Origin of the sequence: Bacillus sp. 7894-2, assembly GCF_002272225.1 — a bacterium.
In the GTDB taxonomy this organism is placed as follows: Bacteria; Bacillota; Bacilli; order Bacillales; family Cytobacillaceae; genus Cytobacillus.
This window is the reverse complement of the sequence record NZ_NPDG01000087.1, coordinates 13,610-39,382: the sequence shown is the minus strand read 5'-3', so window position 1 is coordinate 39,382 and position 25,773 is coordinate 13,610. Positions and strand designations below refer to the sequence as shown.

At 41.7% G+C, this 25,773-nt stretch carries 27 protein-coding genes; 23 read left to right on the top strand and 4 right to left on the bottom strand.

What is annotated here, in order from left to right; all coding sequences use genetic code 11:
* Window positions 1–217: 217 nt before the first annotated feature.
* Window positions 218–898 carry a zinc metallopeptidase gene (locus CHI10_RS12900; RefSeq protein ID WP_048008306.1) on the top strand — a complete coding sequence of 227 codons (681 nt, stop codon included), beginning with the start codon at window positions 218–220 and terminating at the stop codon, window positions 896–898.
* 63 nt (window positions 899–961) lie between these two features.
* On the opposite strand, the gene CHI10_RS12895 is transcribed toward CHI10_RS12900, so the two are convergent.
* Window positions 962–1,834 carry a YitT family protein gene (locus CHI10_RS12895; protein WP_095244672.1) on the bottom strand — a complete coding sequence of 291 codons (873 nt, stop codon included), beginning with the start codon at window positions 1,832–1,834 and terminating at the stop codon, window positions 962–964.
* 212 nt (window positions 1,835–2,046) lie between these two features.
* On the opposite strand from CHI10_RS12895, the gene CHI10_RS12890 reads away from it, so the two are divergent.
* From CHI10_RS12890 to CHI10_RS12800, 19 genes are all read left to right on the top strand, one after another.
* The gene (locus tag CHI10_RS12890) at window positions 2,047–2,379 is read left to right on the top strand and encodes a nucleotide pyrophosphohydrolase (RefSeq protein WP_095244671.1); all 333 of its coding nucleotides are present in this window, start codon (window positions 2,047–2,049) and stop codon (window positions 2,377–2,379) included.
* Between the two features lie 14 nt (window positions 2,380–2,393).
* Window positions 2,394–3,197 (top strand): 4-hydroxy-tetrahydrodipicolinate reductase, encoded by an 804-nt coding sequence (dapB, locus tag CHI10_RS12885; RefSeq protein ID WP_095244670.1) that lies wholly within the window; start codon window positions 2,394–2,396, stop codon window positions 3,195–3,197.
* A 14-nt stretch (window positions 3,198–3,211) separates the two neighbouring features.
* A complete protein-coding gene (mgsA, locus tag CHI10_RS12880) occupies window positions 3,212–3,634 on the top strand; it encodes a methylglyoxal synthase (protein ID WP_095244669.1) in 423 nt (140 codons plus the stop codon).
* On the top strand, window positions 3,621–4,337 hold the full coding sequence (gene bshB1 / locus CHI10_RS12875; RefSeq protein ID WP_095244668.1) for a bacillithiol biosynthesis deacetylase BshB1: 717 nt from the start codon (window positions 3,621–3,623) through the stop codon (window positions 4,335–4,337). The genes mgsA and bshB1 overlap by 14 nt, the downstream gene beginning before the upstream one ends.
* Window positions 4,334–5,476 carry an N-acetyl-alpha-D-glucosaminyl L-malate synthase BshA gene (bshA, locus tag CHI10_RS12870; protein WP_095244667.1) on the top strand — a complete coding sequence of 381 codons (1,143 nt, stop codon included), beginning with the start codon at window positions 4,334–4,336 and terminating at the stop codon, window positions 5,474–5,476. The genes bshB1 and bshA overlap by 4 nt, the downstream gene beginning before the upstream one ends.
* The gene (locus CHI10_RS12865) at window positions 5,476–6,684 is read left to right on the top strand and encodes a CCA tRNA nucleotidyltransferase (protein WP_095244666.1); all 1,209 of its coding nucleotides are present in this window, start codon (window positions 5,476–5,478) and stop codon (window positions 6,682–6,684) included. Before bshA ends, CHI10_RS12865 begins: the two co-directional genes overlap by 1 nt.
* Window positions 6,657–7,640 carry a biotin--[acetyl-CoA-carboxylase] ligase gene (locus CHI10_RS12860; RefSeq protein WP_095244665.1) on the top strand — a complete coding sequence of 328 codons (984 nt, stop codon included), beginning with the start codon at window positions 6,657–6,659 and terminating at the stop codon, window positions 7,638–7,640. Before CHI10_RS12865 ends, CHI10_RS12860 begins: the two co-directional genes overlap by 28 nt.
* A 269-nt stretch (window positions 7,641–7,909) precedes the next feature.
* Window positions 7,910–8,746, top strand: coding sequence for a 3-methyl-2-oxobutanoate hydroxymethyltransferase (gene panB, locus CHI10_RS12855; RefSeq protein WP_095244664.1), 837 nt, complete (start codon window positions 7,910–7,912; stop codon window positions 8,744–8,746).
* Complete coding sequence (gene panC, locus CHI10_RS12850; RefSeq protein WP_095244663.1) at window positions 8,743–9,600, top strand: pantoate--beta-alanine ligase; 858 nt, start codon at window positions 8,743–8,745, stop codon at window positions 9,598–9,600. Before panB ends, panC begins: the two co-directional genes overlap by 4 nt.
* A gap of 14 nt (window positions 9,601–9,614) precedes the next feature.
* Complete coding sequence (gene panD / locus CHI10_RS12845; protein WP_095244662.1) at window positions 9,615–9,998, top strand: aspartate 1-decarboxylase; 384 nt, start codon at window positions 9,615–9,617, stop codon at window positions 9,996–9,998.
* A gap of 168 nt (window positions 9,999–10,166) precedes the next feature.
* Window positions 10,167–12,968: an ATP-dependent DNA helicase DinG gene (dinG, locus tag CHI10_RS12840; RefSeq protein WP_095244661.1), complete on the top strand. Its 2,802-nt coding sequence runs from the start codon at window positions 10,167–10,169 to the stop codon at window positions 12,966–12,968.
* A 147-nt stretch (window positions 12,969–13,115) separates the two neighbouring features.
* A complete protein-coding gene (locus CHI10_RS12835; RefSeq protein ID WP_095244660.1) occupies window positions 13,116–13,964 on the top strand; it encodes a ComEC/Rec2 family competence protein in 849 nt (282 codons plus the stop codon).
* Window positions 13,965–14,159: 195 nt separating this feature from the next.
* Window positions 14,160–14,330, top strand: a complete 171-nt coding sequence (locus CHI10_RS12830) for a YpmA family protein (RefSeq protein WP_009332715.1) — start codon at window positions 14,160–14,162, stop codon at window positions 14,328–14,330.
* A 15-nt stretch (window positions 14,331–14,345) separates the two neighbouring features.
* Window positions 14,346–14,819, top strand: coding sequence for a cell wall elongation regulator TseB-like domain-containing protein (locus tag CHI10_RS12825; protein ID WP_095244659.1), 474 nt, complete (start codon window positions 14,346–14,348; stop codon window positions 14,817–14,819).
* Window positions 14,820–14,876: 57 nt separating this feature from the next.
* A complete protein-coding gene (locus CHI10_RS12820) occupies window positions 14,877–16,061 on the top strand; it encodes a pyridoxal phosphate-dependent aminotransferase (RefSeq protein ID WP_142301775.1) in 1,185 nt (394 codons plus the stop codon).
* A 167-nt stretch (window positions 16,062–16,228) separates the two neighbouring features.
* Window positions 16,229–17,521, top strand: coding sequence for an asparagine--tRNA ligase (gene asnS / locus CHI10_RS12815; protein ID WP_179289031.1), 1,293 nt, complete (start codon window positions 16,229–16,231; stop codon window positions 17,519–17,521).
* Between the two features lie 177 nt (window positions 17,522–17,698).
* Window positions 17,699–18,409 carry a DnaD domain-containing protein gene (locus tag CHI10_RS12810; protein WP_095244656.1) on the top strand — a complete coding sequence of 237 codons (711 nt, stop codon included), beginning with the start codon at window positions 17,699–17,701 and terminating at the stop codon, window positions 18,407–18,409.
* A 51-nt stretch (window positions 18,410–18,460) separates the two neighbouring features.
* Entirely contained in the window at window positions 18,461–19,117 is a 657-nt protein-coding gene (gene nth, locus CHI10_RS12805; protein WP_095244655.1) for an endonuclease III, read from the top strand.
* Window positions 19,114–19,635 (top strand): YpoC family protein, encoded by a 522-nt coding sequence (locus tag CHI10_RS12800; RefSeq protein ID WP_095244654.1) that lies wholly within the window; start codon window positions 19,114–19,116, stop codon window positions 19,633–19,635. The genes nth and CHI10_RS12800 overlap by 4 nt, the downstream gene beginning before the upstream one ends.
* Window positions 19,636–19,672: 37 nt before the next feature.
* Here CHI10_RS12800 and CHI10_RS12795 read toward each other — a convergent pair whose 3' ends face one another.
* Both CHI10_RS12795 and recU read right to left on the bottom strand, forming a co-directional pair.
* The gene (locus CHI10_RS12795) at window positions 19,673–22,372 is read right to left on the bottom strand and encodes a PBP1A family penicillin-binding protein (protein WP_095244653.1); all 2,700 of its coding nucleotides are present in this window, start codon (window positions 22,370–22,372) and stop codon (window positions 19,673–19,675) included.
* Between the two features lie 40 nt (window positions 22,373–22,412).
* Window positions 22,413–23,024 carry a Holliday junction resolvase RecU gene (gene recU, locus CHI10_RS12790; protein ID WP_095244652.1) on the bottom strand — a complete coding sequence of 204 codons (612 nt, stop codon included), beginning with the start codon at window positions 23,022–23,024 and terminating at the stop codon, window positions 22,413–22,415.
* Between the two features lie 180 nt (window positions 23,025–23,204).
* Here recU and CHI10_RS12785 point away from each other — a divergent pair, with 180 nt between their 5' ends.
* From CHI10_RS12785 to CHI10_RS12775, 3 genes are all read left to right on the top strand, one after another.
* Window positions 23,205–24,197: a DUF2515 domain-containing protein gene (locus CHI10_RS12785; RefSeq protein ID WP_095244651.1), complete on the top strand. Its 993-nt coding sequence runs from the start codon at window positions 23,205–23,207 to the stop codon at window positions 24,195–24,197.
* A gap of 469 nt (window positions 24,198–24,666) precedes the next feature.
* On the top strand, window positions 24,667–24,930 hold the full coding sequence (locus tag CHI10_RS12780) for a hypothetical protein (RefSeq protein WP_095244650.1): 264 nt from the start codon (window positions 24,667–24,669) through the stop codon (window positions 24,928–24,930).
* A 71-nt stretch (window positions 24,931–25,001) separates the two neighbouring features.
* On the top strand, window positions 25,002–25,379 hold the full coding sequence (locus CHI10_RS12775; protein ID WP_095244649.1) for a YppE family protein: 378 nt from the start codon (window positions 25,002–25,004) through the stop codon (window positions 25,377–25,379).
* Between the two features lie 26 nt (window positions 25,380–25,405).
* On the opposite strand, the gene CHI10_RS12770 is transcribed toward CHI10_RS12775, so the two are convergent.
* The gene (locus CHI10_RS12770) at window positions 25,406–25,621 is read right to left on the bottom strand and encodes a YppF family protein (RefSeq protein ID WP_061792775.1); all 216 of its coding nucleotides are present in this window, start codon (window positions 25,619–25,621) and stop codon (window positions 25,406–25,408) included.
* Window positions 25,622–25,773: the final 152 nt, after the last annotated feature.

Below are 25,773 nucleotides of genomic sequence, written 5' to 3'. Positions count from 1 at the left end.
CGGCTTGTGACCTCGAGGGGGTAGGTGCTGGAGCTAGACAGGCCTCGAAGTTCAAAAATTTCTACACTCTTATCTTTGAACAAAAAGAATAATGAGTGTCTTTTCCCGTTTTGTAATCAAGAGGAAAGGGAAAAGATAGGCAAATCGATTTGTATGCTGGATATCTGCAGGCCAGCGGATAAAATTCACCATGACCAGCTTAATGGGAGGTAACAGAATGGGAGGATATCTCATTTATTTTGCAATAATTATTCTTGTTCCGCTTTGGGCACAAATGAAAGTAAAGGGAGCTTACAGCAAATATTCAAAAGTTCCTTCATCCACTCAAATGAGGGGTGCTGAAGTAGCCAGAAGAATTCTGGATGAGAATGGTCTATATAAAGTTGGCGTTGAAGAAACAAGGGGGCATCTAACAGATCACTATGATCCTCGATCCAAGACAGTCAGACTTTCAGCAACAAATTATCATGGCCATTCTGTGGCTGCTGCTGCAATTGCAGCCCATGAAGTTGGCCATGCTATACAGGATAATCAGGATTACGCTTTTCTGCGTTTCCGCCATGCACTCGTACCTGTTGCGAATCTTGGTTCAAACTTCTCCTGGATTCTGATCATGATCGGTTTTTTTGCTGGGTTAAGCGGTATGGTGCTGCTTGGAATTATCTTCATGGCAGCTGCAGTGGTTTTTCAGGTGATCACACTTCCGGTAGAGTTCAATGCTTCCAATCGTGCGATGGATCAGGTAGTATCCCTTGGAATTATCAGAAACGATGAAGAAAGAGAGACTAAGAAAGTTTTGAATGCAGCTGCTTTGACATATGTGGCGGCAGCAGCCGTGGCTGTGCTGGAATTGCTGCGTTTAATTCTTATTTACACAGGAATGACCAGATCTGAGTAAAAGCCGGCAATGCCGGCTTTTTTAATGAAAAAAAGTGATGTCCCATGGACATCACATTAATTTTTAGCGTTCAACCGGCTTTTTATTTTCATCCAGAGTAAAGCCTTCCCCCAGCACATCATGTACAGCTGTGACAGAAACAAATGCATGGGGATCAACAGAAGTAATCGCATTTTTTAAACGGACAATTTCATTTCGGCCGACAACACAATACAATACTTCCCGCTCTTTTTTGGTGAAGGAACCATGGCCTTTTAATACCGTAACGCCTCGATCCATTTCTTTCATGATTTTATCGGCAATTGCATCGTTTCGTTCTGATATGATCATGGCCCCCCTTGCTGCATAAGCCCCTTCCTGCATGAAATCAATTACTTTTGCACCAACAAAAACAGCAACCAAGGTGTACATGGCTTCCCTGTAATTCAAATATGTAATTAATGAAAGGGCAATCACAAAAAAGTCAAAAATGAACATTGTCTTTCCCATGCTGACTCCGGCATATTTATGTACAAGTCTGGCAATTATATCAACTCCGCCAGTTGTGCCTCCAAATCTGAAAATCGTGCCAAGACCGATCCCTATAAAAACACCCGCGAATAAAGAAGCGAGAGTCAAATCCTCTTTTAATGGCATTTCAATCTGATACCGCTGAAAAATCCATAGGAATAGGGACACACCGACCGTTCCGATGATGGTATAAAGAAAAACATTTCTGCCCAGAAGTTTCCATCCAATAAAGAAAAGAGGTATATTTAGCAGAAGGTTAGTATAGGAAGGGTCCCACTCGAAAAGGAAGTATAAAAGCAGGGTAATACCGGTGAAACCGCCTTCAGCCAAGTTGTTTTGCATATTAAAGTGAACAAGGCCCCATGAAAAAATGGCTGAGCCAAGCAGAATGAAAAAAATATTCTTAAATTTCAATCCATAAAACATGTTATCCCTCCGCTGCCTGAATATCACAATACCAAAGCGTATCTAATTATATAAGATACAGATTATAAGAGCAATAACATCAATGGACAAGAAGCGGCTGACCGACCATCTATTAGCAATGATAAAAAATATTTGTAAAATGGCTGAGCTATAGCTTAACATGAAAAGTGGAAATCTCGTATAGAACATGTAATAAAAACAGAGGTGAAAGTATGGAGACACCAAAAACAATGAAAGACATGCAAACTGACGTTGACAAATACATAAGCCAATTTAAAGAAGGTTATTTCAGCCCATTGGCGATGCTTGCAAGGATGACCGAGGAACTTGGGGAACTATCCAGGGAAGTGAACCATCACTATGGTGAAAAACCAAAAAAATCAACAGAGGAAGAAAAGGCTATCGAAGAAGAGCTTGGAGATATGCTCTTTGTTCTAATATGCTTTGCAAATTCCTTACATATTGACTTAGAAGAAGCGCACGATCGTGTCATGGAAAAATTCAGCACACGCGATAAAGACAGATGGACAAGAATTGAAGAGTAGAAGGAGAGAGGAAAATGGATAAAGTTAAAGTTATTATAGCCGGACCGCGGGGGAGAATGGGAAGTGAAGCCGTCCAGCTCGTTAATCGAACAGAGAACTATGAGTTAGGTGCAGTGATCGACCATAAAAATGGCGGTGGCTATCTTAGCGATTTTGAAGGCTTCTCACAATTTGGCCAAGTTCCGGTATACACCGATCTTGCCCTGTGCTTTCAGGAGCTAAAACCGGATGTACTTATCGATTTGACCACTCCGGAAGTAGGAATGTTCCATACAAAAACTGCCCTGGAGTATGGTGTAAGGCCAGTTGTTGGAACAACAGGATTTTCGAAGGATAATCTGAAAGAGCTTGAAGAACTTTGCCATGAAACAGGAATTGGCTGCATTATTGCACCAAACTTTGCACTTGGTGCTGTATTAATGATGAAATTCTCACAATTGGCAGGAAGATATTTTAATGATGTGGAAATTATTGAGCTGCACCATGACCAGAAGTTGGATGCTCCATCTGGAACTGCAGTTAAAACAGCGGAGATGATTGCTGATGTAAGAACGAAAAAGGAGCAGGGGCACCCAGAGGAGAAGGAAACGATTCCTGGTGCCAGAGGCGCAAATTTTGATGGCATGCACATACATTCTGTACGCCTGCCTGGCCTGATTGCTCATCAGCAGGTAATGTTCGGCTCTGAGGGCCAGACATTGACCATCCGTCATGACTCATATAATAGAGCTTCCTTTATGTCAGGAGTAAAGCTTGCTGTTGATACAGTTCTAAAAATTGACACGCTCGTTTACGGCCTCGAAAATATTATCGATTAGAAAGGGGTGCCGACATGAATATTGCCTTAATTGCCCATGATAAGAAAAAGGACGATATTGTAAGATTTTCAATTGCCTATAAATCTATTCTTGCTGAACATACCCTTTATGCTACCGGAACAACCGGTTCACGCATCATGAAAGAAACAGGCCTTCCCATTCATCGTTTTCAGTCAGGGCCGCTTGGCGGGGACCAGGAAATTGGGGCATTAATAGCCAATAATAAAATGGATGTTGTATTTTTCTTCAGAGATCCTCTGACTGTTCAGCCACATGAGCCGGATGTCTCAGCTTTAGTGCGCCTCTGTGATGTATATGCTGTGCCATTGGCGACCAATATGGGCACGGCTGAAATTATTATTAAAGGCCTGGAACGCGATGATTTATCATGGAGGAAGATTGCAAGTGAAAAAGGTGACATGAATGAACCCAGTTAACCTTGATATTCTGGCATTTGGCGCACATGCTGATGATGTTGAAATCGGCATGGGCGGCACAATTGCCAAATTTGCCTCTATCGGAAAAAAGATTGGAATATGCGACTTAACACAGGCAGAGCTTTCTTCCAACGGGACGGTTGAAATCCGAACAGAAGAATCGTTGAAAGCAGCAGATATTCTGGGTGTTACTATCCGGGAGACTCTTAATCTTCCTGACAGGGGCTTATTTTATAACCAGGAATACATAAAAAAGATTGCTGAATTGATCCGTAAATATAAACCTGCTCTAGTGTTTGCGCCATATATGGAGGACAGGCATCCAGACCACGGGCATTGTGCCCGCCTGGTGGAAGAAGCCGTCTTTTCAGCAGGAATCAAGAAATATGAAACAGGCGGCAATTTCGCTCCGCATAAAGTGAAAAACCTGCACTTTTACATGATAAATGGCTTCCATAAGCCTGACTTCCTGATCGATATCTCCTCTTTTATGGATAAAAAAATTGCAGGTCTCGAATCCTATCAAAGTCAATTTGCAAGAAGCACAGGTTCATTTGATACACCGCTTGTCAACGGCTATATTGAAACTGTTGCAGCGAGGGAAAGCTTATTTGGAAAACAGGCAGGGGTGCAATATGCAGAGGGGTTTAAAGTGAAGAATCCCTTACTGGTAAATACTGATATATTTGGTGGAGAATTATGAGGAAAAAGTTAAAAATAGGTATCACCTGCTATCCCACGGTTGGAGGATCAGGTGTCGTTGCTACAGAATTAGGGAAAATGCTTGCCGAAAAAGGCCATGAAATACATTTTATTTCATCAAGCCTCCCTTTTAGACTGAAAAGGATGTACCCCAATATTTTTTATCATCAGGTGGATGTCAATCAATACTCCGTATTTCAATATGCTCCTTACGATATCGCGCTGGCAAGTAAAATGGCGGAAGTGATAAAACGCGAGGGCCTTGATCTGCTGCACGTGCATTATGCGATTCCCCATGCAGTTTGCGCGATTCTGGCAAAGCAGATGAGCGGTACAGACATTAAGATTGTTACCACCCTTCATGGAACAGATATTTCAGTTCTCGGGTACGACCCATCCCTTACAGATGCGATACGTTTTGGAATCGAGAAGTCTGATGGAGTTACAGCTGTTTCCAAAGCTTTAATATCGCAAACTTATGACCTGATTAAACCTGATAAGTCCATAAGAGCTGTTTATAATTTTATAGATGAAAGAATATACAGGAAAACCGATTCTCTTTACCTAAAAGAAGAGTATGGCATAAACGATGGTGAAAAGGTGATCATCCATGTATCTAATTTCCGCAATGTAAAGCGGGTACCGGATGTTGTTCAAGCCTTTGCCAAAATATCCGAAGAAGTTCCTTCAAAGTTGCTGTTAGTTGGAGACGGACCGGAAATGAGCGTTATATGCAGACTGGTGAATGACCTGAAGCTTAAAGACAAGGTTTTGTTTTTGGGAAAGCAGGACAATGTGGAGGAGCTTTACAGCATCAGTGATTTAATGCTCCTGTTATCGGAAAAGGAAAGCTTTGGACTTGTTGCTCTTGAGGCAATGGCATGCGGAGTGCCATGCATCGGTACAGATGTCGGTGGAATTCCCGAAGTAATCAGCGATGGTGAGACCGGCTATATTTGCACTTTGGGTGATATAACTGGTATCTCGCTAAAAGCAATTAAATTGCTTACTGATGAGAAACTGCTAGACCGGTTCTCTTCACAATCCATATCGCTTGCAAAGAACAGGTTCAGTGCCGGCAGCATTGTCAGTCAATATGAAGAGCTTTATTATGAACTTTTGGAAAAAGGTGACCTTTGATGAATGAAGCTTTTGCAAAGGCAGTTCCTGTGCTGGAGAAGTTAGAGGCTGCAGGTTTTGAGGCCTATTTTGTAGGAGGCTCTGTCAGGGATTATATACTTGGAAAAGAAATTGCAGACGTCGATATTGCTACTTCGGCTACCCCGGAAGAAGTAAAAACCATATTCTCAAGAACAATTGATGTGGGTATTGAGCATGGCACTGTGGTGGTTCTATATCATGGCATACCCTATGAAATTACAACCTTCCGAACAGAGGCAGAATACCTGGATTTTAGGCGGCCTTCAGAAGTAAGATTTATCAGATCACTGGAAGAGGATTTGAAAAGAAGAGATTTTACGATGAACGCGATTGCCATGAATAAAGAAGGGCAGCTTATCGATCCTTTTAACGGCAGGGGCGCCATAGAGGAAAGAAAAATTTGTACTGTAGGCAAGCCGGCTGAGAGATTTACTGAAGATGCCCTTCGAATGATGAGAGCAGTCCGTTTTTTCAGCCAGCTGGCATTTGAGATTGATAAAAACACTTATGCTGCTTTGGCATCCCTGTCACATTTACTAGAAAACATAGCAGTGGAAAGAAAGCTGGCAGAGTTCGAAAAGCTATTGGCGGGAACCGGCAGGATGAAAGCTCTTAAGGTCATTGCGGAAACAGGATTGTTTAATTATCTGCCAAAAATGTCAGGCTTCCAACAAGAATTAAAAGAAGCAGAGAAATATAATGCTGCTGATCTGACTGGAGATGAAATGTGGGCCTTTCTTGCGTATATCTTTAAGTTGGACGAGTCACAGGCTGAAGCTTTTCTGAAGAACTGGAAACTGCCTTTAAAGAGAACAAAGAAAATAGTGTCGATTATCAGCTGGATCCGGTACAGAGCCAAAAACCAGTGGGGGGCCTATTCCCTTTATCAGGCAGGGGACAAGTCCCTGAACGCGGAACGGGTCCGCAACGTAATCTTGCATGAGGACTCAAGCAGGGGAACAGTCAGCCTGCTGAGTAAATATAATTCTCTGCCGATCAAAGAAAGAAGAGACCTTCAGCTTACTGGAGATCAGCTGATGAATTGGTTTGGCAAACCTCCTGGTCCCTGGATTAAAGCGGAGCTTGAAAAAACCGAAAAAGCAGTCTTGCGCGGCGAAGTGAGTAATAGCAATGAATCCATAAGGGAGTGGCTCATAAAGTGCAATCAGAAATCAGGAACAAATTGATTGATGCTTTTACGAAAAGCAATGAGGAATATCTTTCAGGCCAGTATTTAGCTGACCTGATTGGATGTTCAAGAACGGCTGTATGGAAGCATATTGAAGAGCTGAGGAAAGAAGGCTTTGAATTGGAAGCGGTCAGAAGAAAAGGTTATCGGATAACAAAAACACCTGAAAAAGTTACCCCTGATGAAATCAGGCTTGGTTTGCAGACTGAAGCCCTCGGACGCCAGATTCATCATGAAGAAAGTGTTGATTCAACCCAGAAGATTGCCCATCGCCTTGCATACGAGGGTGCGCAGGAAGGAACCGTTGTCATAGCGGAAGAACAGCTTTCAGGCAGGGGCAGAATGGACAGGAGATGGCATTCTCCCAAATCAACAGGCATATGGATGAGTGTTATCCTAAGGCCGAACATTCCACCGCCGAAAGCTCCGCAGCTTACGCTGATTACAGCAGTGGCTGTTGTACAGGCAATTGAAGAGCTGACCGATTTAACACCGCAAATTAAATGGCCGAATGATATTTTGATGAACGGGAAGAAGGTTACAGGAATTCTGACAGAACTGCAGGCGGATGCCGACCGTATTATTTCTATTATCATAGGAATTGGCATCAACGTTAACCAGCAGCTTGATGATTATCCCGATGAACTTAAAGAAATTGCCACTTCATTATCCATTGAAAAAGGCGAAAAGCTTTCAAGAGCTGAGCTCATTAAGATCCTGCTTGGCAAACTGGAAAACCTGTATAAGCTTTATTTAGAGAAGGGCTTTTATCCGATTAAGCTTTTATGGGAAAGTTATGCGGTTAGCATCGGCAAGAATCTTACTGCAAGAACGATTACCGGAAGTATATATGGCAAGGCCCTTGGAATTACCGAAGATGGGGTCCTGATGATTGAAGACAGCAGCGGGAAAGTCCATCACGTATATTCTGCAGACATTGAACTGGATGTTTAGAAGGCCCGCCTGAAAGTTTTTATAGCCAACTCATTTGCCTTTTTGATATACTTTTTATGGGCAGTATCCTTAACAGAACTGCACCTTTTTTAAGGAAACGCAAATATAATATATCTGCCTAGATCCAAAAAAAATGGACCGGGACAGAGGGATGAACTGATATATGAGCTTATGTAAAATCCTTCTGCCAACAGAAGGATTTTTTTAATGTTCTGTTTTTTAAACTCATTAAAGTTTTATTGCCTCTTCCTGCATAAGGAGGACGAATGATGAAGCAAACAACAGACTTTTTAAAAATGAAAGAAAATGATGAGAAAATTGTCATGCTGACCGCCTATGATTTCCCTGCTGCCAAGCAGGCTGAAAAGGCCAATGTGGACATGATACTTGTTGGGGATTCGCTGGGGATGGTAGTCCTGGGCTATGATTCAACGGTTCCTGTGACGATGGAGGATATGATTCATCACGGAAAAGCTGTTAAACGGGGGGCACAACATACATTCATTGTCATTGACATGCCGTTTATGAGTTATCACTTGTCCGTGAAAGATACACTGTTAAATGGAGCAAGGCTCATTCAGGAGACTGGTGCACATGCTGTTAAGCTTGAAGGCGGTGATGAAGTCGCACAACAAATCATGGCGTTAACAAAAGCAGGCATTCCTGTTATTGCCCACCTCGGTCTGACACCACAATCCGTTGGCGTCCTGGGAGGCTATAAGGTCCAGGGGAAAAACGCTGAAGCAGCCAGAAAGCTGATTGATGATGCCAGGGAATGTGAGAGAGCCGGAGCCTTTGCTCTTGTCCTTGAGTGTGTTCCAAAACAGCTGGCAAAGCAGATCACGGAAGAATTGACGATTCCGGTCATTGGAATCGGGGCTGGCAAGAATACCGATGGACAGGTCCTTGTGTACCATGATGTATTAGGATACGGTGTTGATCGTGTTCCAAAGTTCGTGAAACAGTATGAAAATCTGAACCCGATTATCGGCGACAGCCTTACTAAATATTCCGCTGAAGTGAAGAATGGAGCATTTCCTGATGATTCCCATTCTTTCAGGATGAAAGAGGAAGAGCTGCTGAGTCTGTATGGAGGAAAAGCATGAGAACGATTACTGATATAAGAGAAATGCAAAGGATTGCTTTACAGCTTAAGAGGGAAGGAAAAACAATCGGTTTTGTCCCGACTATGGGCTATTTGCATGAAGGCCATCTTTCGTTATTAAGGAATGCCAGGAAAGAAAACGATGTGACTGTGGTCAGCATCTTTGTCAATCCGCTGCAATTTGGCCCTAAAGAAGATTTAGCGACATACCCAAGGGATTTCGAGCGTGACAGCAGCCTTGCAGAGAAAGAGGGCTGCGATTATCTTTTCTTTCCTTCAGCAGAAGATATGTATCCTGCAGCACTGTCGGTAACGGCTAAGGTACAGGAGCGGACAAATGCTTTATGCGGAAAATCACGGCCTGGACATTTCGATGGTGTGGCCACAGTCCTGATAAAACTGTTCAACATTGTTCAGCCGGATAAAGTGTATTTCGGGATGAAGGATGCCCAGCAGGTGGCTGTCGTTGACGGGCTTGTAAGAGATTTTAATATTCCAGTGGAGATTGTTCCTGTTCAGACGGTAAGGGAAGAGGATGGTCTTGCTAAGAGCTCACGCAACGTTCACCTTCTGCCGGCGGAACGCGACCAGGCCTCTGCTCTCCATCAAAGCCTTAAAATGGCGGAGTCTCTAATAGCTGAAGGGGAAAATGATCCCGTCAAGCTTCTCAGCATCATCAGGGGATTTATTGAAAAAAACACAAGCGGGGAAATAGATTACATTGAAATTCTATCCTATCCGGATCTTAAACAGCTCACCCGTCTCGAAGAGAAAATCATTATCGCTATGGCCGTTAAATTCACAAAGGCCCGTTTAATAGATAACGCAATAATATCAGTGAAAAAAGAAAGCTAAGGGAGGAAGGCAGCATGTTTCGCACCATGATGAATGGCAAGATCCATCGTGCAACAGTAACAGAAGCCAATCTGAATTATGTTGGCAGCATCACAATTGATACGGACATTATTGAAGCGGTAGGAATGGCACCTAATGAAAAGGTTCAAATCGTCAATAATAACAATGGCGCAAGATTTGAAACCTATATTATTCCAGGGGAAAGAGGCAGCGGAGTAATCTGTGTAAATGGGGCAGCTGCACGTCTTGTTCAGGAAGGCGATATTGTCATTATCATTTCATATGCTCTTGTTCCTGATGATAAGGTGCCTTATCATGAACCAAAGGTAGCCATAATGGACAGCAGCAATCGGATCGCTGACATGTTACATGCAGAACCGGAAAGTACAGTGCTATAATGTATTTAAACTAGAGCGGAACTCTTATGGAGCTTCGGCTCTTTTTTATAATCGGCAATGAATAAGGGATAGAAGCAGGTGGAAGAAAATAAAGAGGGAAAAGTATTTGCCTTTTTCTTTTTCCGTTTTTATGATACCTTTTGAATGACTGAATATGAGGTGTTAGCCATGGGTAATAAATATGTTGTAGTGGATTTGGAAACAACCGGGAACGCCCCGAAAAAAGGCGATAAAATAATACAATTCGCTGCTGTGGTAATCGAAAACGGAAAAATTACTGAGCAATACTCCTCCCTTATAAACCCGGAGCAATCTATTCCCCCTTTCATAGAAGAACTGACAGGTCTGTCAGATGAAATGGTCGAGGATGCCCCGCTTTTTTCGGAGATTGCCCATAAAGTCCTGACTTTGCTTGAGGGTGCCTATTTTGTGGCACACAATGTTCTATTTGATTTGTCTTTTTTACAGGAAGAATTGATTGAGGCAGGATATAACGGATTTTACGGCCCTGTTCTCGATACAGTGGAGATGGCCCGAATTCTTCTTCCCACCGCAGATAGCTACAAATTATCAGATCTGTCGCTCCGGGAAGGACTGAATCATGAACGCCCCCATCAGGCAGACAGTGATGCATATGTTACTGCTGAGCTCCTGTTAATATTATTAAACAAGCTTAAAAACCTTCCTAATACCACCATAGAACGGCTGCATAAGCTGTCTGGAGGCTTAAAGAGTGACCTTGATATATTATTGGACGAGCACATTTTAATTAATGATAGCAAGATTGAGCAACTGGCAGATGATATTGAAGTTCACAGAGGAATTGCTTTAAAAAGAGGAACGGAACGGCAGGAATCTCCAGGATCCGGAGTTCAGGCCTTTCCTTTCCGTGAAGAGGAAAAACAGGCATTGTTCGTTAAAGCTTTCCCGTCCTATGAAAAAAGGCAAGGCCAGTTTATCATGATGGATTCGGTTTATGAGGCTTTCAAAAATAAACAGCATGCATTAATAGAGGCAGGAACTGGTGTTGGGAAATCCCTGGCATACCTTGTTCCGGCTGCTTTACATGCAAAGGAGAGCGGCAGAACTGTCATTATCAGTACATATACAACACAGCTGCAGGAGCAGCTGCTTTCAAAGGATGTTCCTCTGCTGCAAAAAATGCTTTCATTCCCGCTTAGTACTGTATTGCTGAAGGGGAGAAGCCACTATATCAGCCTGGCGAAGTTCGTTCAAACACTGAGAGATGATGAAGATAATTATGATACAATCCTCAGTAAAATGCAGATTCTTGTATGGCTTCTGGAGACTGACACTGGTGATATTGATGAATTAAACCTGTCAAGCGGCGGGATGATTTACTGGAGCAGAATAAAAAATGATGAAACAGCTTTTTTGCAGGATAAGTCGTGGATATCGAGAGATTTTTATCTGAGGGCAAGAAAGGAAGCACAAAAGGCAGATATCATTATTACGAATCATTCACTGCTATTAACGGATCTTACAGCAAGTACTGCTATTTTGCCGGAATTCAGCCATGTGGTGATCGATGAAGGGCATCATTTTGTGAAGGCTTCCGGGAAACATTTCGGAAACAAACTGGATTATTTATCAGTGCGGCTGATGCTTGGACAAATTGGAATGATGGAACAGAAACAGCTCTATTTTAAGCTTGAGAAGCTGGTGGAAGAGAAAGCAGTTACACGGGATGATTTCATGCATTCTTTTGAAGTCAACCAATTAATAGCTGATATTGTTCATGAAATGGATGAATTGTTCAGAGTAATAGCGATGTATGCAAAGAAGTACAATAAAGCCAAAAAAAGCGTAAATCGAATTTCAGTGAGATTTAATAAAAGTGCTGCCAATAAGGAAATGAAGGCTGTTTTAGCGGGTGCTGAACGTTTTGGCTTTATGATTAAAGATTTAATCCAGGCCCTGGACAGTCGTGTATGCGCAGTTTCAGCAATTAAATCGGCCCTGTCTCTTGAGGAAAAGGCATTAATGGAGGAAGTGGCTTCTATTTTGGATGATTTGCGGGATATGAATGAAGACGTAAAACATATCTTTCATTTGCCGGCCGCCGAATTTGTTGTATGGATAGAAATGGATACGCGCGCAGCCCAAAATGCCACAACGGTTTATGCACAGCCTGTATCGGTTTCTGAATACCTTAAAGATCAATTCTTCAGCCAAAAGGAAAGTACGGTTATTACATCTGCCACTTTATCAGTAAAAAATTCCTTTAGTTTTATCGTAAAAGAATTAGGGCTGGAGGAACAGCAATGCACTCTGAAGCAAATTCAATCTCCTTTTGATTATCAGAATCAGGTTAAGCTCGTGATTTCTGATGATTTGCCTGAAGTTAATGCAGTACCGCTCGAGGAGTATGTCGCATCCATTACCGAGCATATTATTTCCATTGCGGAAGCAGCAAAGGGAAGAATGCTGATTCTTTTCACTTCGCATGAAATGTTAAGGAAAACCCATGAGCTTATAAAGGAATCAGGATTTCTGGAGGACTATGCTATCATCGCACAGGGTGTGACAAGCGGGAGCAGGTCAAGGCTAACGAGAAATTTCCAGCGTTTTGATAAAGCCATCCTCTTAGGGACAAGCAGCTTTTGGGAAGGTGTAGATATCCCGGGTGAGGATCTTTCCTGTCTTGTTATTGTAAGACTGCCATTTTCTCCGCCTGATGAACCGATGGCACAGGCAAAAAATGAGCAGATTGCCAATAAAGGAAAAAATCCGTTTTCCGAATACTCTTTGCCCGAGGCAATTATCCGTTTTAAGCAGGGTGTAGGGAGATTAATCAGAACAAGTTCCGACAGGGGAGTCATCGTGATATTTGACCGGAGAATCATCACCGCACGATATGGGAAAGCATTCCTGGATTCCATTCCGCCCATTCCTGTCGAGAAAAGCAATATTGATGAAATTGTTGATTTAATTAATAATTGGCTATAAACGTTTAGTGTATTTTCACTTTCACTCCTTTATGATGAACAAAGGTCTGTAATGCAGGATAAATTTAGATGATTAACACATTATAAATTTGTTGGGTTTTAATAAACCCTCATTCTGCTTTTGTTTCAATGTAGGAGGAATGGAAAGATGAACGTGCTGTTCGCCTTTATGCTGCTGTTTGCGAATTGGTATTACATACCGAAAGATTCACCGGCAGTTCCTGTTAAAGTGGAAAGCATTGACCTAAAACTGAAAAGTGATGAACTGGCTTTTACGTTTCTTTCTCTATCGGATGGCGAGTCTGCCTTAATTCATCATGGAAATGACGAAAAAATCCTCATTAACACCGGTGGGCAGGGAACTGAGGGTGAATTAAGAAAGCTTCTTGAATTATATGGCGTTAATCAGATTTCAGCAGTCATCCTGACAGATGAAGAATTATATAATAAGACAAGCCTTAAATGGCTTATTAAAAACTTCGGCATAAGGGAAATTATAGCGAATGAATCTGCCCTTTCAGAGCTGAAGTCTGAAATAGGAATAAGTGATCTCGGTTTTCATGCCTGGAATCAAAATACGAAGCAGCAGCTTTTTCCGGGATTACATGCAGAAGTTTTATACGAAGGCAGTGACCCGGGTGAAGGAATGGATATTTCCTTTATATTCAAAAGACATCGGGTATTGTTTATGAACTCGACAAGTCCGGAAGCCAAAGAATTTCTTATGGAAAAAGAGTTATCGAATGTTAATATTGTTAAACTTCCTGCATTTGGAGAGAATGGCTCTATATCAGAAGAGATGATTAAACATCTGGATCCCCAGATCGCTATTCTTTTTTATAGACCATCCATAAAACATGATTCAGATCTGTTCAGGCTGTTAAATGATGCCTGGGTTGATGTGTATTATACAAGAAAGCACGGTACGGTAACCATCAAATTTACAGACGTTAATTATGAGCTATTCACGATTTTTCCGGGTGAGGAGTTCAAATAAACAGAAACGAAAAAGCTGCGCTTAGGGCGCAGCATGACGTGGTGGACCAGAAGAAAATTTGTATTGTTTTAATACCAGTTGATCATTTCTGCTGTTATACTGTTACTGAGAATTATTTCTTTGTAAAATTAGTTTAACCTTAAGGGTTGGATATATAAGTTACAAATATTGTAGAGGCTGAGGAGGAATTCCAGAATGGAAAGCAAAATTGAGGTTTTATCTACGGTGAAGATCCAGCAAAGCCCGGATCTGTATAAAATTGTTGATGCACTGAACAGAACGTTAAAAGAAAAAGACTTGATGTTCGGTTTGGCACTTGATCAGGAAGACCAAAATAAAGCGATTTTTACGATTTATCGTACATAAAAGAGTGATTGAGATATGAAGAAAGTATTATGGGGTATCATTATTCTGCTTGTCATAAGCATTGGAGCAGGATCAGTTATTTATTTCAACAGCATGAAGCCAGTGAGGGCAGCAGAATCAAAGGCAGTTGAGCTTGCAAAACAGGAAACGGATCTTGCTGAAGCTGAGGACTTCAATTTATATCATGGAACTGAGACCTTCTATGTGATCGAAGGCAAAGACCATGATGGTACAAGCATGTATGTCTGGGTTCCGGAAAAAAAGGGAAAAATCGTCTCACTGAAGCAATCTGATGGAATTTCCAAGAATGAAGCCATTAACAGGCTCAAGCAGGAGAAAAATTCTGCTGAGATCGTGTCTGTCCGGCTCGGGATGGAGAAAAATATTCCATTATGGGAAATTCATTACCGTTCCGGCAGTAATTTAATAAATTATTACTATTTAGATTTTAAAACAGGGGAATGGCTGAAAAAAATTGAAAACCTGTAGCCTGAGGCAATCACTGCCGCAATGCAGGAGAAAATCGGGAGGAAGCAAGCAATGGAGATTCAACTGGCACAAAGAGTAAAAGCATTAACACCATCCACAACTCTGGCAATCACTGCTAAAGCAAAAGAGCTAAAAGCTCAGGGACATGATGTTATCGGTTTGGGAGCAGGCGAACCGGATTTTAATACGCCACAGCATATCATTGATGCTGCAGTGAAATCCATGAATGAGGGTCATACAAAATATACACCATCGGCAGGTCTTCCAGCATTAAAAAAAGAAATTGCAAACAAGTTTAAAAAAGATCAGGGACTTGAATATGATGCTTCACAAATCATCGTAACCAATGGGGCAAAGCATGGCTTATATACACTGTTCCAGGTTTTGCTGAATGAGGGGGATGAAGTCATTATCCCGATTCCATATTGGGTCAGCTATCCTGAACAGGTTAAACTAGCCGGAGGTGTTCCTGTTTATGCAGAGGGAAGAGAAGAGAATGACTTTAAGATCACTCCGGAACAGCTGGCCAAAAGCATAACTGACAAAACCAAGGCTGTTATTATCAACTCTCCAAGCAACCCTACTGGCATGCTTTATTCTGCTGAGGAATTAAAGGAGCTTGGAGAGGTATGTTTGAAGCATAATGTTTTGATTGTTTCTGATGAAATTTATGAAAAACTGGTTTATGGCAGTCATCAGCATACTTCGATTGCTGAGCTTTCACCAGAGCTTAAGGAACAAACCATTATAATTAACGGGGTATCGAAATCTCATTCTATGACAGGCTGGAGAATCGGATATGCTGCAGGGAATAAAAGTATTATCAAAGCTATGACAAACCTTGCCAGCCACAGTACATCCAACCCGACAACAACAGCACAATATGGCTCAATCGCTGCATATGCCGGGCCGCAGGATACACTGGAAGAAATGAGAGAAGCATTCGAACATCGGCTAAACGTTATCTATGATAAATTAATCAGCATTCCGGGATTTACATGTGTAAAGCCACAAGGTGCATTTTATCTGTTTCCTAATGTAAAAAAGGCAGCAGAATTGACCGGATTTGCGAGTGTCGATGAATTTGTGGAGGCGCTTCTGGAGGAAGCGATGGTTGCAGTCATTCCTGGATCTGGTTTTGGCGCTCCGGATAATATCCGTTTATCCTATGCAACTTCCCTTGAGTTATTAGAAAAGGCAGTGGAACGGATGCACGGATTTGTTGAAAAGAACTTAAAATGATAGTAAAGCGGGGAAAGCCGGATCGTATCCGGCTTCCTTCTATGTTTTCAGCCTAATTAGAGCGTTTAATGATTTACTGTTATTGCTTGTCAATGTGCTTGAAGGTATAATATATAGCGATACATAAGAAGAGATTGCTTAGATTTTTTTGGAGGGAACTTAAATTGATAAAAACAACAATTTCTCAAGTTCATAAATATGTTGACCAGGAAGTTACCATCGGTGCTTGGATTGCAAACAAGCGTTCAAGCGGGAAGATTGCGTTTTTACAGCTGCGCGATGGAACAGGATTTATTCAAGGTGTTGTAGTAAAAGCAGAAGTGCCGGAGGAAATCTTCCAAGGTGCGAAATCAGTAACTCAGGAATCATCCGTATATGTGACGGGCAGAATCCAAAAGGACGAGCGTTCTCCTTTCGGATTTGAAATGCTTGTTACAGGCCTTGAAGTTCTTCATCAGGCTGTCGATTATCCTATTACGCCAAAAGAGCATGGAACTGAATTCCTTATGGATAATCGCCACTTGTGGCTGCGGTCCCGCCGTCAGCATGCAGTGATGAAAATCAGAAATGAAATTATCCGGGCAACTTATGAGTTTTTCAATGAGCAAGGGTTTTCCAAGGTTGACCCGCCAATTCTGACGGGCAGCGCACCGGAAGGAACGTCCGAGCTTTTTGCGACCAAGTATTTTGATGAAGATGCTTATTTATCCCAAAGCGGCCAGCTTTATATGGAAGCAGCTGCGATGGCTCTTGGAAGAGTATTTTCATTCGGGCCGACCTTCCGTGCTGAAAAATCGAAAACCCGCCGTCATTTAATCGAATTTTGGATGATTGAACCTGAAATGGCTTTCTGTGAATTTGATGAAAACTTAAAGGTTCAGGAAGAATATGTTGCTCATATTGTTCAGTCCGTACTTAAGAATTGTTCAATTGAACTTAAAACACTTGGCCGTGATACAGAGAAGCTTGAGAAAATTACAGCTCCATTCCCGCGCATAACGTATGATGAAGCAATTAAGTTTCTTCAGGAAAAAGGCTTCGATGATATCCAGTGGGGTGACGACTTTGGGGCACCACATGAGACAGCTATTGCAGAAAGCTATGATAAGCCAGTCTTTATCACGCACTATCCAACTTCACTGAAGCCATTCTATATGCAGCCTGATCCTGCAAGAGAAGATGTTGTACTATGTGCCGACTTGATTGCACCTGAAGGATATGGAGAAATCATCGGCGGCTCTGAGCGGATACATGATTATGACCTGCTTAAGCAGCGCATTGATGAACATAAATTAGATTTGGATGCTTACAAGTGGTACCTGGAGCTACGCCAATATGGTTCAGTGCCTCATTCCGGATTTGGTCTTGGTCTTGAAAGAACAGTTGCCTGGATCAGCGGCGTCGAGCATGTACGTGAAACAATTCCGTTCCCTCGATTATTAAACCGCCTATATCCATAATAAAAATGAATTAATAAATAAAGCAAAAATCCGCCTCCCGCGGATTTTTTGCTTCTTCCGGTTTCGTTAGAACATTCAGAAGAAGGCAGTCAAGCTGAACCTTCATGGAAAAGTTACCGTTTTTTCAACTCACTTTGGTCACTATGTTCATGATATACTGAGAAGGAGGTGTCCCGAATGTCTAAAAATAGTTTATTAAAATGGCTTCAGGAAGGTAATATATCAATTCCTGGAGTCCTGCTTTCACAATATAAAGAAATGAATTTGAATGAGCATGAACTCGTCCTGATACTTCATGTAATTTCCTATATTGAACATGGGAATAAATTTCCCACCCCTGTAGAATTATCTTCCCGCATGACTATTTCTGTGGCGGAATGCACGGAAATGCTAAGAAAACTAATCCAAAAAGGCTTTATTGATATTAAAGACAGCTACTCTGAAGGTGGAATCAGATATGAAAGTTACCATCTTGATCCGCTTTGGGAGAAGCTCATTGATCAGTTTCTGCTCAGCGGTAAAAAAGAGGAAGCTGCTAATATGCAGCAGGAGGAAACAGATCTTTATACCTGCTTTGAAAGGGAGTTTGGCAGGCCGCTCTCACCTTTTGAATGTGAGACACTTGCTCTTTGGATGGATGATGACCACCATGATCCCCATATTATAAAAGCTGCCTTAAGAGAATCGGTCCTGTCCGGTAAACTGAATTTCAGGTATATAGACAGAATCCTTTTTGAATGGAAAAAGAACGGCATAAAAACGATTGAACAGGCTAAAAGCTATGGAAAAAAATTCAGGCAGAATCAAGCACAGCAAAGGACGAAGAGGGAGGATACTCCGTCACAGACAACGAAATCTGTTCCCTTTTATAATTGGCTTGAACAGTAAGCAGTCACTGCTGCCCGAAAAAATAATGAAGACAGTAAGTTGGTGATTTTTTTGTTAAATAAAACACAAATTAGACACTGCCTTGATGAAATGGGAGAAATGTTCCCGGAGGCACATTGCGAATTGAATCATTCCAACCCGTTTGAACTGGTCATAGCGGTGGCACTGTCTGCACAATGTACTGATGCACTGGTTAACAAAGTGACAAGGAACCTGTTCCAAAAGTATAAAACTCCTGAGGATTACCTGAATGTTTCCATAGAGGAATTGCAGGAGGATATCCGCTCCATTGGTCTTTATCGAAACAAAGCCAAGAATATCCAAAAGCTATGCAGATTGCTTCTCGATGAATATGGAGGGGTAGTGCCGCGTGACAGAGATGAGCTGACAAAGCTTCCCGGAGTAGGCCGCAAAACTGCTAATGTCGTTGTCTCAGTGGCTTTTGGAGTGCCTGCCATTGCAGTTGATACTCATGTTGAACGAGTCAGCAAAAGGCTCGGTTTCTGCCGCTGGAAGGACTCTGTACTGGAAGTTGAAAAGGCATTGATGAAGAAAGTGCCGATGGATGAATGGTCGATTACACATCATCGTATGATCTTTTTTGGAAGATATCACTGTAAGGCACAAAATCCTCAATGTGAAATCTGTCCGCTGCTCGATTTATGCAGGGAGGGCAAAAAACGAATGAAGGTGAAGCAGGCAAAATGACCGGAGAAATCGTCATACCTGTTAAAGTACATTTATGCCATACCCTGTTTTATAAAAGGGGTGATTCATTGGCTGTTAACGAAGAATCTCTTTTCGCTTACCAGCCGCTGCCGCCCTTTTTATATGAAGCGGCTTTTTATGCGGGTATCCCTGCAGTAAAACCTTGGGAAAACAATGCTGAATATATTCCGGTTTTGATTGATGAGTGGGCAGGACAGAAGGATCTTCTTGGTATGCACTTCACAAACCGGGACCTTAAAGCTGCTTTAGATCCGATGAAAGTATCTCTGGGATTGTTTTTGCAGATGCTCTATTGGACAAACGGGAAGCCGGTAAACCTTTTATCCGATCCCGGGGAATTATCAATAAAGCCAGTGAATATAAAAGAACGGCTGGATTTCATTTTTGCACGTCCGGCTTTATATCATTCTTACATACAGCTGTCTGGACTGATAGCTGAAATGGAGAAGCAATATATGAAGATGCTGGCATTGGAACAAATGAAGAAAAAGCGCTGATTCAAATCTGAATCAGCGCTTTTTTCATTAGCTTTATTTAATTACGGCCGCCACTGGATTCAGATCCATTTCCGGAAGCTCCTCCGGTGTTTCCGCCAGTTCCGCCAGTTCCACCAGTTCCACCAGTTCCAGTTCCTGCTCCGGTACCTGTATTGCCATCACCAGTACCTGTATCGCCATCTCCGGAACCTTCACCATCACCGTTTCCAGTTCCTTGACCATCTCCAGAGTCATCCCCGGAACCTTCACCATTACCATTTCCAGAATCGTCGCCATCCTGGTTTCCGTCCTGGCCGCCTTCACCATTTTGATCGTCCTGATCTTCCTGTTCTTCTTCTTCCGTTCCATCCTGCCCTTCACCTTCCGTTTCATCTTCTTCGATGAGGCTTGGGTCGGGGATTTCTACTTTTACAGAAGCAGGATCACTTTGCTGGTCACCGTTAAATGCTGTTACTTTAAAGGTATACACAGCTCCTGGCTGAGGGTTGGCAATTTTCAAGCCTTTTTCTGAAGTAACGCTAAGCTGCTGATCTCCGCCTTCATTTACGGATACAGTCACTTCAAATTGAGTACCTTCTGCATCTCCCGGGTAATCCCATGATAATGTGATCTCATTTGCATCCTGGTCAAAGTTCGCTGACAGTCCAGAAGGCGAGTCCAGTTTATCAAACTTCTCGGATACTTGTGTCGGAGCATTGCCTTTTACAGCATACTCATAAATGATTTGCTCCTTAGGTGTGTACTGGCTTGCCAGTTTGGCAGGATTGCTGCCTTTTTCAATGGCTACCTTCTCTACAGAGTCAGGGGCCTTGAAGTCTTCTGTTTCTTTTCCTTCTGAAACATGTGCCATTAAGCTGCTGAAAAGCTTTTGAGCAATTTTTTGCTCATCGCCGGCCGGGATATAATTTTTTCTATCCTGATAGCCGGTCCAGACAGCTGCAGTATAGTTAGTTGTATAGCCTGCAAACCAGGCATCAGGCACGGCACCTCGAGGTATCCCAAATTCCTGTTCCTGTTCATCCGTATAGTTAGTAGTCCCTGTTTTCCCTGCAACAGGCAATCCTGGTACATCAGCCAGACGTCCTGTTCCGTAAGAAGATTTAACTGCACTTTTCAGCATGTCACTGATCATAAATGCAGTATAATCCTTCATTACTACTTCAGATTCAGGTTTCAAATCAAGTTTCGTGCCGTCACGCATTTCAATTTGCTTGATGGCATGTGGTTCAGTGTAGAAGCCATTGTTTCCAAATGCACTGTATGCACCGGCTACCTGAAGGGAAGAAACCTCATAAGCGCCGATAGAATAGGACTCATACATCTCTTTCATTGGAATGCCTAAATTATTGGTGAATTCCAATGCCTTATCAGTCCCGACTTCCTGAAGTGTCTTCAGAGCCGGAATGTTGCGTGAGCGGGCAAGTGCCTCCCGCATGGACATAGGACCCATGTGCTTTCCATCCCAGTTATTGATTTTTGTACCTCCGGAATATGTGTGAGGTTCATCGACAATTGTCTGGTAAGTTCCCCATTTTAGATATTCAATTGCTGGTCCATAATCGACAATTGGTTTAAAGGTTGAACCGGCATGTCTTTTTTGATCCACGGCAAAGTTAAAACCGCGTTTTACTTCCTGATTGCGTCCTCCGCCGATTGCTCTGATTTCTCCTGTCTTTGTATCAAGAAGGGTGATACCCGCCTGAAACTTCTCATCAGGATAGGCTACAGCTGCATCAGTGTTTAAAATATTTTCTACGTGTTTCTGTGCATTTGGATCGAGTGTCGTATATATTTTCAGCCCGTCAGAATATGGGTTAAGATCCGGATATTTTTTTTCAACTTCATCCAAGACAACATCGATGAAAGAGTCATATTTTGATTCGTTTGTTTCTCTTTTTTCTTCAGCTACAAGTGTAGATTCCACAGGAACCTTTTGGGCTGCTTCCATTTCTTCTTTTGTAATAAAACCATGCTGATTCATCAATGAAAGGACAATATTTCTCCTTTTCTCTGCCTTGTCAGGATGGTCAAAGGGATTATAATTGTTCGGGCTCTGCGGCATGCCGGCTAAGAGGGCAGCTTCATGAAGCTCCAGCTCACTAAGTTCCTTATCGAAGAAAATTTTCGATGCCGTTAAAACGCCATGGCCTTCAGACATATAAATCTTGTTCACATACATTTCAAAGATTTCCTGTTTTGTATACTTGCGTTCAAGCTGGAAGGCAAGCCAGGCTTCCTGGGCTTTCCTGCTAAGCGTTTTTTCATTATTCAGGAAGGAGTTCTTTACCACCTGCTGGGTAATCGTACTTGCCCCTTCAGAACCGAATCCGCGCGTCACATTAGCGATAACAGCACCGCCTAAACGGATTAAGTCCATTCCATTATGTTTATAAAAGCGGACATCTTCAGTTGCCAAAAAGGCGTCTTCCACAAGTTTTGGGATGTCTTCATAAGCGACATAATCCCGGTTTTCCGAGCCTACATCTGTTATGAATTCGCCCTCCATATCGTAAATCTGTGAAGAAATGGGATCCTTCAGCAATTTTTCATCAAGCTTTGGTGCGTCTTTCACCATAAAAGCAAAAGCGCCTGCTCCTAAGAGCATTCCAGCAATTCCGAGGGCAATTAAAATAAGGAAAATGCGTTTAAAAGTGCTCGTGCCATTTTTCTTGCCCTTCTTTTTAGGCTGGGATTGCTGTTTGCGGCGCTCCTCCCTTGATTGATATTTTTCTGTCATATCTATGTTCATCCTTTCTGACAATGGAACTGTAAATTAGTTATTTAAGGGTATAAAGATAATCTATTATCTTAATATAGTCAATTCTTGGCTGAAATCCAAGCGGAATGTAATGGCCATTCATTTCAATTTCACCCTTGGTGATTGATTTTCTCCCCCCATCCTTCATTCTCTCCCAATATGAGAGCAGATGATGTGCCTCTAACAGGAAAACTTCTTCGGTAGCCGAGAAGCGGAGGAGGACAAAACAAATCCCTTTCTGGGCTAAAACTTTCTCCATGTGCTTTACCTGGTGCTCATGAAAATTCTTTAAAGGGAAGGAGGTCGTGTTCTGGGTTTCTTTAGCTTCAAAATCAATATACCTGCCTTTATACACACCATTATAATCAGTTGTTGATGCTTGTTTGAAATAAGCTTCTTTAATAACAGCTGCACTTCTCTTTGGATAATCGACCTGTACGATTTGAACAGGCGTGGGCTTTTTATGAATAGTGGCTATTCCATGCTCCAAATAGAATTCATTGGTTTCATTTATATCTTCCTCCAGTGTCATTCCGCGATTGCTGTAGGTCCATTTCTTCTCTGGAGTCAGTTTTTTGGCGCTATTAGCAGGCGGGGTATATCTCCTGCCATTAGGATAGTGGAAATTCATGCATTCACCTCATTTTCAGCTACTCCCTATGATAACAAATGTACGCACGATTTGGTTGAATAAAAAGTTCTAAATAACAAAGTATATAGGAAACTCCAGTTAAGCAGTATTTTCAGGTTTTACCCGGATGCTGCCTGACGCCCAAATATAGAACATTCATTTTCTCTGAGGTGAATTGCGGTGTCGCTTTCTTGGAAATTCCTGAACAGACATGAAAAAAAGGAACAGGCAATAAAGGATCATATTATGAAAATTACAGCCAAATATAACATAGACAATATCTCGAGAACGGAAGCTTATTTTCATTTTTACAAAAAGCATCCTGAAATACGCTGGGCGTTCCTGGCCTCCATGGTATCCCGTAATGCCGGCTGGAATATGTGCGATCTTGAAGGAAGCTGTTTTCCTAAATTGATAGGAAAGAAATTCAGGGATATGCTTTATATTACATATGAAAGGGCCAATTGGCTGATTTTTCAGGATGCATTTCCCCAGCTGCTCCTCTATCATTATTCGACGAAACTAAATAGGCCAATGTTTCATTTATTAAAAACTTTTCATGTATCGGCCTTTATGGAAAAGGAGTGGCTTTATTTCTGGAAAAATAGAAATAAAAAGAGGTTAATGATTTCACTGATTATCAACGAACAAAATGTTATTCAAGAGCCTGTAATGGAGCATTCTATTTATAAAAATAAAGTTTTTCATACATTGCTTTTTTCCTTTCAGGATTATCTTCATTTTAGTTCAGTCATCTTCCCTACTTGTAAAGGGGAATTATACGGGGCGAGTGTAAATGGTTTCCGCTCGGTGTCCAAAAGAATTGATCTTGGAAAACGGCTGGCAGAAATATTATTTGACACAAGTTATTATGACGACGTGTATGAATTTGCTTTAAGGACGGTTCATACGGGTTCAAGGAACGATTATGAGAAATACTTTAATGGAAGCAAACGGAGAACTACTCCTTTCTTACGCTGTACATACCCAATAATCACTCATCACATACATCAATTTAATGATTGGTTTGTCAAAAAACGCATAAAGAGTAAATGGACATCAGAATCGGTTGTCCTAAAACATCCCGTCCATATTACAAAATGGTATTTGCATAAGCAGGACCAGCTTCACAAGGCTGCCAGGCTGGGAAAAATATTTCGCTCAATTTGCTAACAGAATAATACTGCAAACAAAAAAGCAAGGGGTCCCTTGCTTTTTTTAGTGTCTGCATTAAGCTCCAGCGCCTGCCAGTCGAGAGCAGAAGCCAATCCGCTTCCGTTTTTCTTCTGTTAAGTTGAAGGGCGGTCAGGACCTTCAAGCTTCTTGTTGCCATAGCCAGCTTTTGTTTCTTCCATCTTTTTTGGCTGAACTTTATTTTGTTTTTCTTTTTTTGCCATAACAGAACACCTCCGTTCATTAGTTTGTTCAATGTTGTGATTTTCATTCTTCGGAGGCTGTCGAAACCTTGGCGCTTCTATGCAAATAAGTACTTTCTTTGGCGAATCACTTCTAGTTTTGTCATGCATGGAGGAAACCTTCAGGGAAGATAGAATTTATGTAGGCACAAAGCAAATTTTCACTGTATCCTTCGTTGTATTTATAGCAGATGGCAAGGAGAAAAAGAAATCGGGAGGTTTTTTGAATGCAGGGAAAAATGGTAGAAAAAGAAGAATTGCTGGCCATGCTTTCGGAAATATACGATCAGCTTGAAATGCTTGAAAATGTACTGGAGTCTAATTTGTCGGGACTTCGGCAGGATTGGTATTATGAACAGTCAGAGAAAATAGAGGCTTGTGAAAGCAGACTCGAAGTGATTGAAGAAGATATGACGGCAATCAGGTCTGAGACAGACAGTTTAGAAAGCGCAAAAAAATCAGCACGAATGAAGCTTGAACTCGGCTTCTAAGTGGAATAGAATAGCAGTATCCTTCAGTAGCTAAAATTGACTAGCTACTTTTATTTTTGGAGATGAAGCCCATGGTAAATGAAAATTCGCTGCAGCAAATGACAGAACTGCTGCTTGAATATGTGGAGATCTCGGACAGCAGGTATAAAAAGGTTAAGGAATCAGGTGAAAAGGGTGATTTTTATAATGAAGTCAAGCCTTTTGCTGATGAGGTTAAATCCATAAATGACAGATGGAAAGAAGAAGCCCGGGAGTGGGTTAGCATCCATAAACCGCGAAATCTTTATTCACAGCAAATTGAATCTGCTTCTGAACATATTGAAATGGTTTCCATTCAGGCATTTTTTCCTGAAACAAGCAGAACAAGATTCATTAATTATGTTAATTCGGCCGTGTATGTGTTAAAGCAGTTGATAATATTATTAAGTGATGAAAAAAAGGGAACCTGAATCAGGCTCCCTTTTTCATTGAATTCTTATGCATTTACTGAATCCTGGAGGGTATTATCTTTGTAGCTTTCTGGAACGGCCGCTCCTTGAGCTTCGAGCTCACGAACGAGATTTCGATAATCTGTACTGGAAATTTCATTATGGATATAGGCCTTTTTAGCAAAATCCAATAATTCATTAACATTTTCAGGAGTATACTCCCGCAGCTGATGAAACTTCATTTGTAGTTCGTGAACATTCATGATATTGCCTCCTCTGGAAAAGATTCGCGGAGAAATTTCTTCCCCGCATCCGGTAAATGAAAAAGCGGACAAGAAACAATTTGTTTTTTATATCCTAACATGAAAATTTATTTTTCATCGTTTTTAAAAAAATCAAACTTCCGACATCTTTC

What these genes read in the sequence shown, in the direction of transcription:
- CHI10_RS12800 (WP_095244654.1), top strand. Translation starts at nt 19,114, where the DNA reads ATGACCGGAGAAATCGTCATACCTGTTAAAGTACATTTATGCCATACC.
- CHI10_RS12890 (WP_095244671.1), top strand. Translation starts at nt 2,047, where the DNA reads ATGGAGACACCAAAAACAATGAAAGACATGCAAACTGACGTTGACAAA.
- CHI10_RS12795 (WP_095244653.1), bottom strand. Translation starts at nt 22,372, where the DNA reads ATGACAGAAAAATATCAATCAAGGGAGGAGCGCCGCAAACAGCAATCC.
- mgsA (WP_095244669.1), top strand. Translation starts at nt 3,212, where the DNA reads ATGAATATTGCCTTAATTGCCCATGATAAGAAAAAGGACGATATTGTA.
- panD (WP_095244662.1), top strand. Translation starts at nt 9,615, where the DNA reads ATGTTTCGCACCATGATGAATGGCAAGATCCATCGTGCAACAGTAACA.
- CHI10_RS12865 (WP_095244666.1), top strand. Translation starts at nt 5,476, where the DNA reads ATGAATGAAGCTTTTGCAAAGGCAGTTCCTGTGCTGGAGAAGTTAGAG.
- panC (WP_095244663.1), top strand. Translation starts at nt 8,743, where the DNA reads ATGAGAACGATTACTGATATAAGAGAAATGCAAAGGATTGCTTTACAG.
- CHI10_RS12835 (WP_095244660.1), top strand. Translation starts at nt 13,116, where the DNA reads ATGAACGTGCTGTTCGCCTTTATGCTGCTGTTTGCGAATTGGTATTAC.
- CHI10_RS12825 (WP_095244659.1), top strand. Translation starts at nt 14,346, where the DNA reads ATGAAGAAAGTATTATGGGGTATCATTATTCTGCTTGTCATAAGCATT.
- CHI10_RS12810 (WP_095244656.1), top strand. Translation starts at nt 17,699, where the DNA reads ATGTCTAAAAATAGTTTATTAAAATGGCTTCAGGAAGGTAATATATCA.
- CHI10_RS12775 (WP_095244649.1), top strand. Translation starts at nt 25,002, where the DNA reads ATGGTAAATGAAAATTCGCTGCAGCAAATGACAGAACTGCTGCTTGAA.
- CHI10_RS12895 (WP_095244672.1), bottom strand. Translation starts at nt 1,834, where the DNA reads ATGTTTTATGGATTGAAATTTAAGAATATTTTTTTCATTCTGCTTGGC.
- bshB1 (WP_095244668.1), top strand. Translation starts at nt 3,621, where the DNA reads ATGAACCCAGTTAACCTTGATATTCTGGCATTTGGCGCACATGCTGAT.
- dapB (WP_095244670.1), top strand. Translation starts at nt 2,394, where the DNA reads ATGGATAAAGTTAAAGTTATTATAGCCGGACCGCGGGGGAGAATGGGA.
- bshA (WP_095244667.1), top strand. Translation starts at nt 4,334, where the DNA reads ATGAGGAAAAAGTTAAAAATAGGTATCACCTGCTATCCCACGGTTGGA.
- dinG (WP_095244661.1), top strand. Translation starts at nt 10,167, where the DNA reads ATGGGTAATAAATATGTTGTAGTGGATTTGGAAACAACCGGGAACGCC.
- CHI10_RS12900 (WP_048008306.1), top strand. Translation starts at nt 218, where the DNA reads ATGGGAGGATATCTCATTTATTTTGCAATAATTATTCTTGTTCCGCTT.
- panB (WP_095244664.1), top strand. Translation starts at nt 7,910, where the DNA reads ATGAAGCAAACAACAGACTTTTTAAAAATGAAAGAAAATGATGAGAAA.
- recU (WP_095244652.1), bottom strand. Translation starts at nt 23,024, where the DNA reads ATGAATTTCCACTATCCTAATGGCAGGAGATATACCCCGCCTGCTAAT.
- CHI10_RS12770 (WP_061792775.1), bottom strand. Translation starts at nt 25,621, where the DNA reads ATGAATGTTCACGAACTACAAATGAAGTTTCATCAGCTGCGGGAGTAT.
- CHI10_RS12830 (WP_009332715.1), top strand. Translation starts at nt 14,160, where the DNA reads ATGGAAAGCAAAATTGAGGTTTTATCTACGGTGAAGATCCAGCAAAGC.
- CHI10_RS12780 (WP_095244650.1), top strand. Translation starts at nt 24,667, where the DNA reads ATGCAGGGAAAAATGGTAGAAAAAGAAGAATTGCTGGCCATGCTTTCG.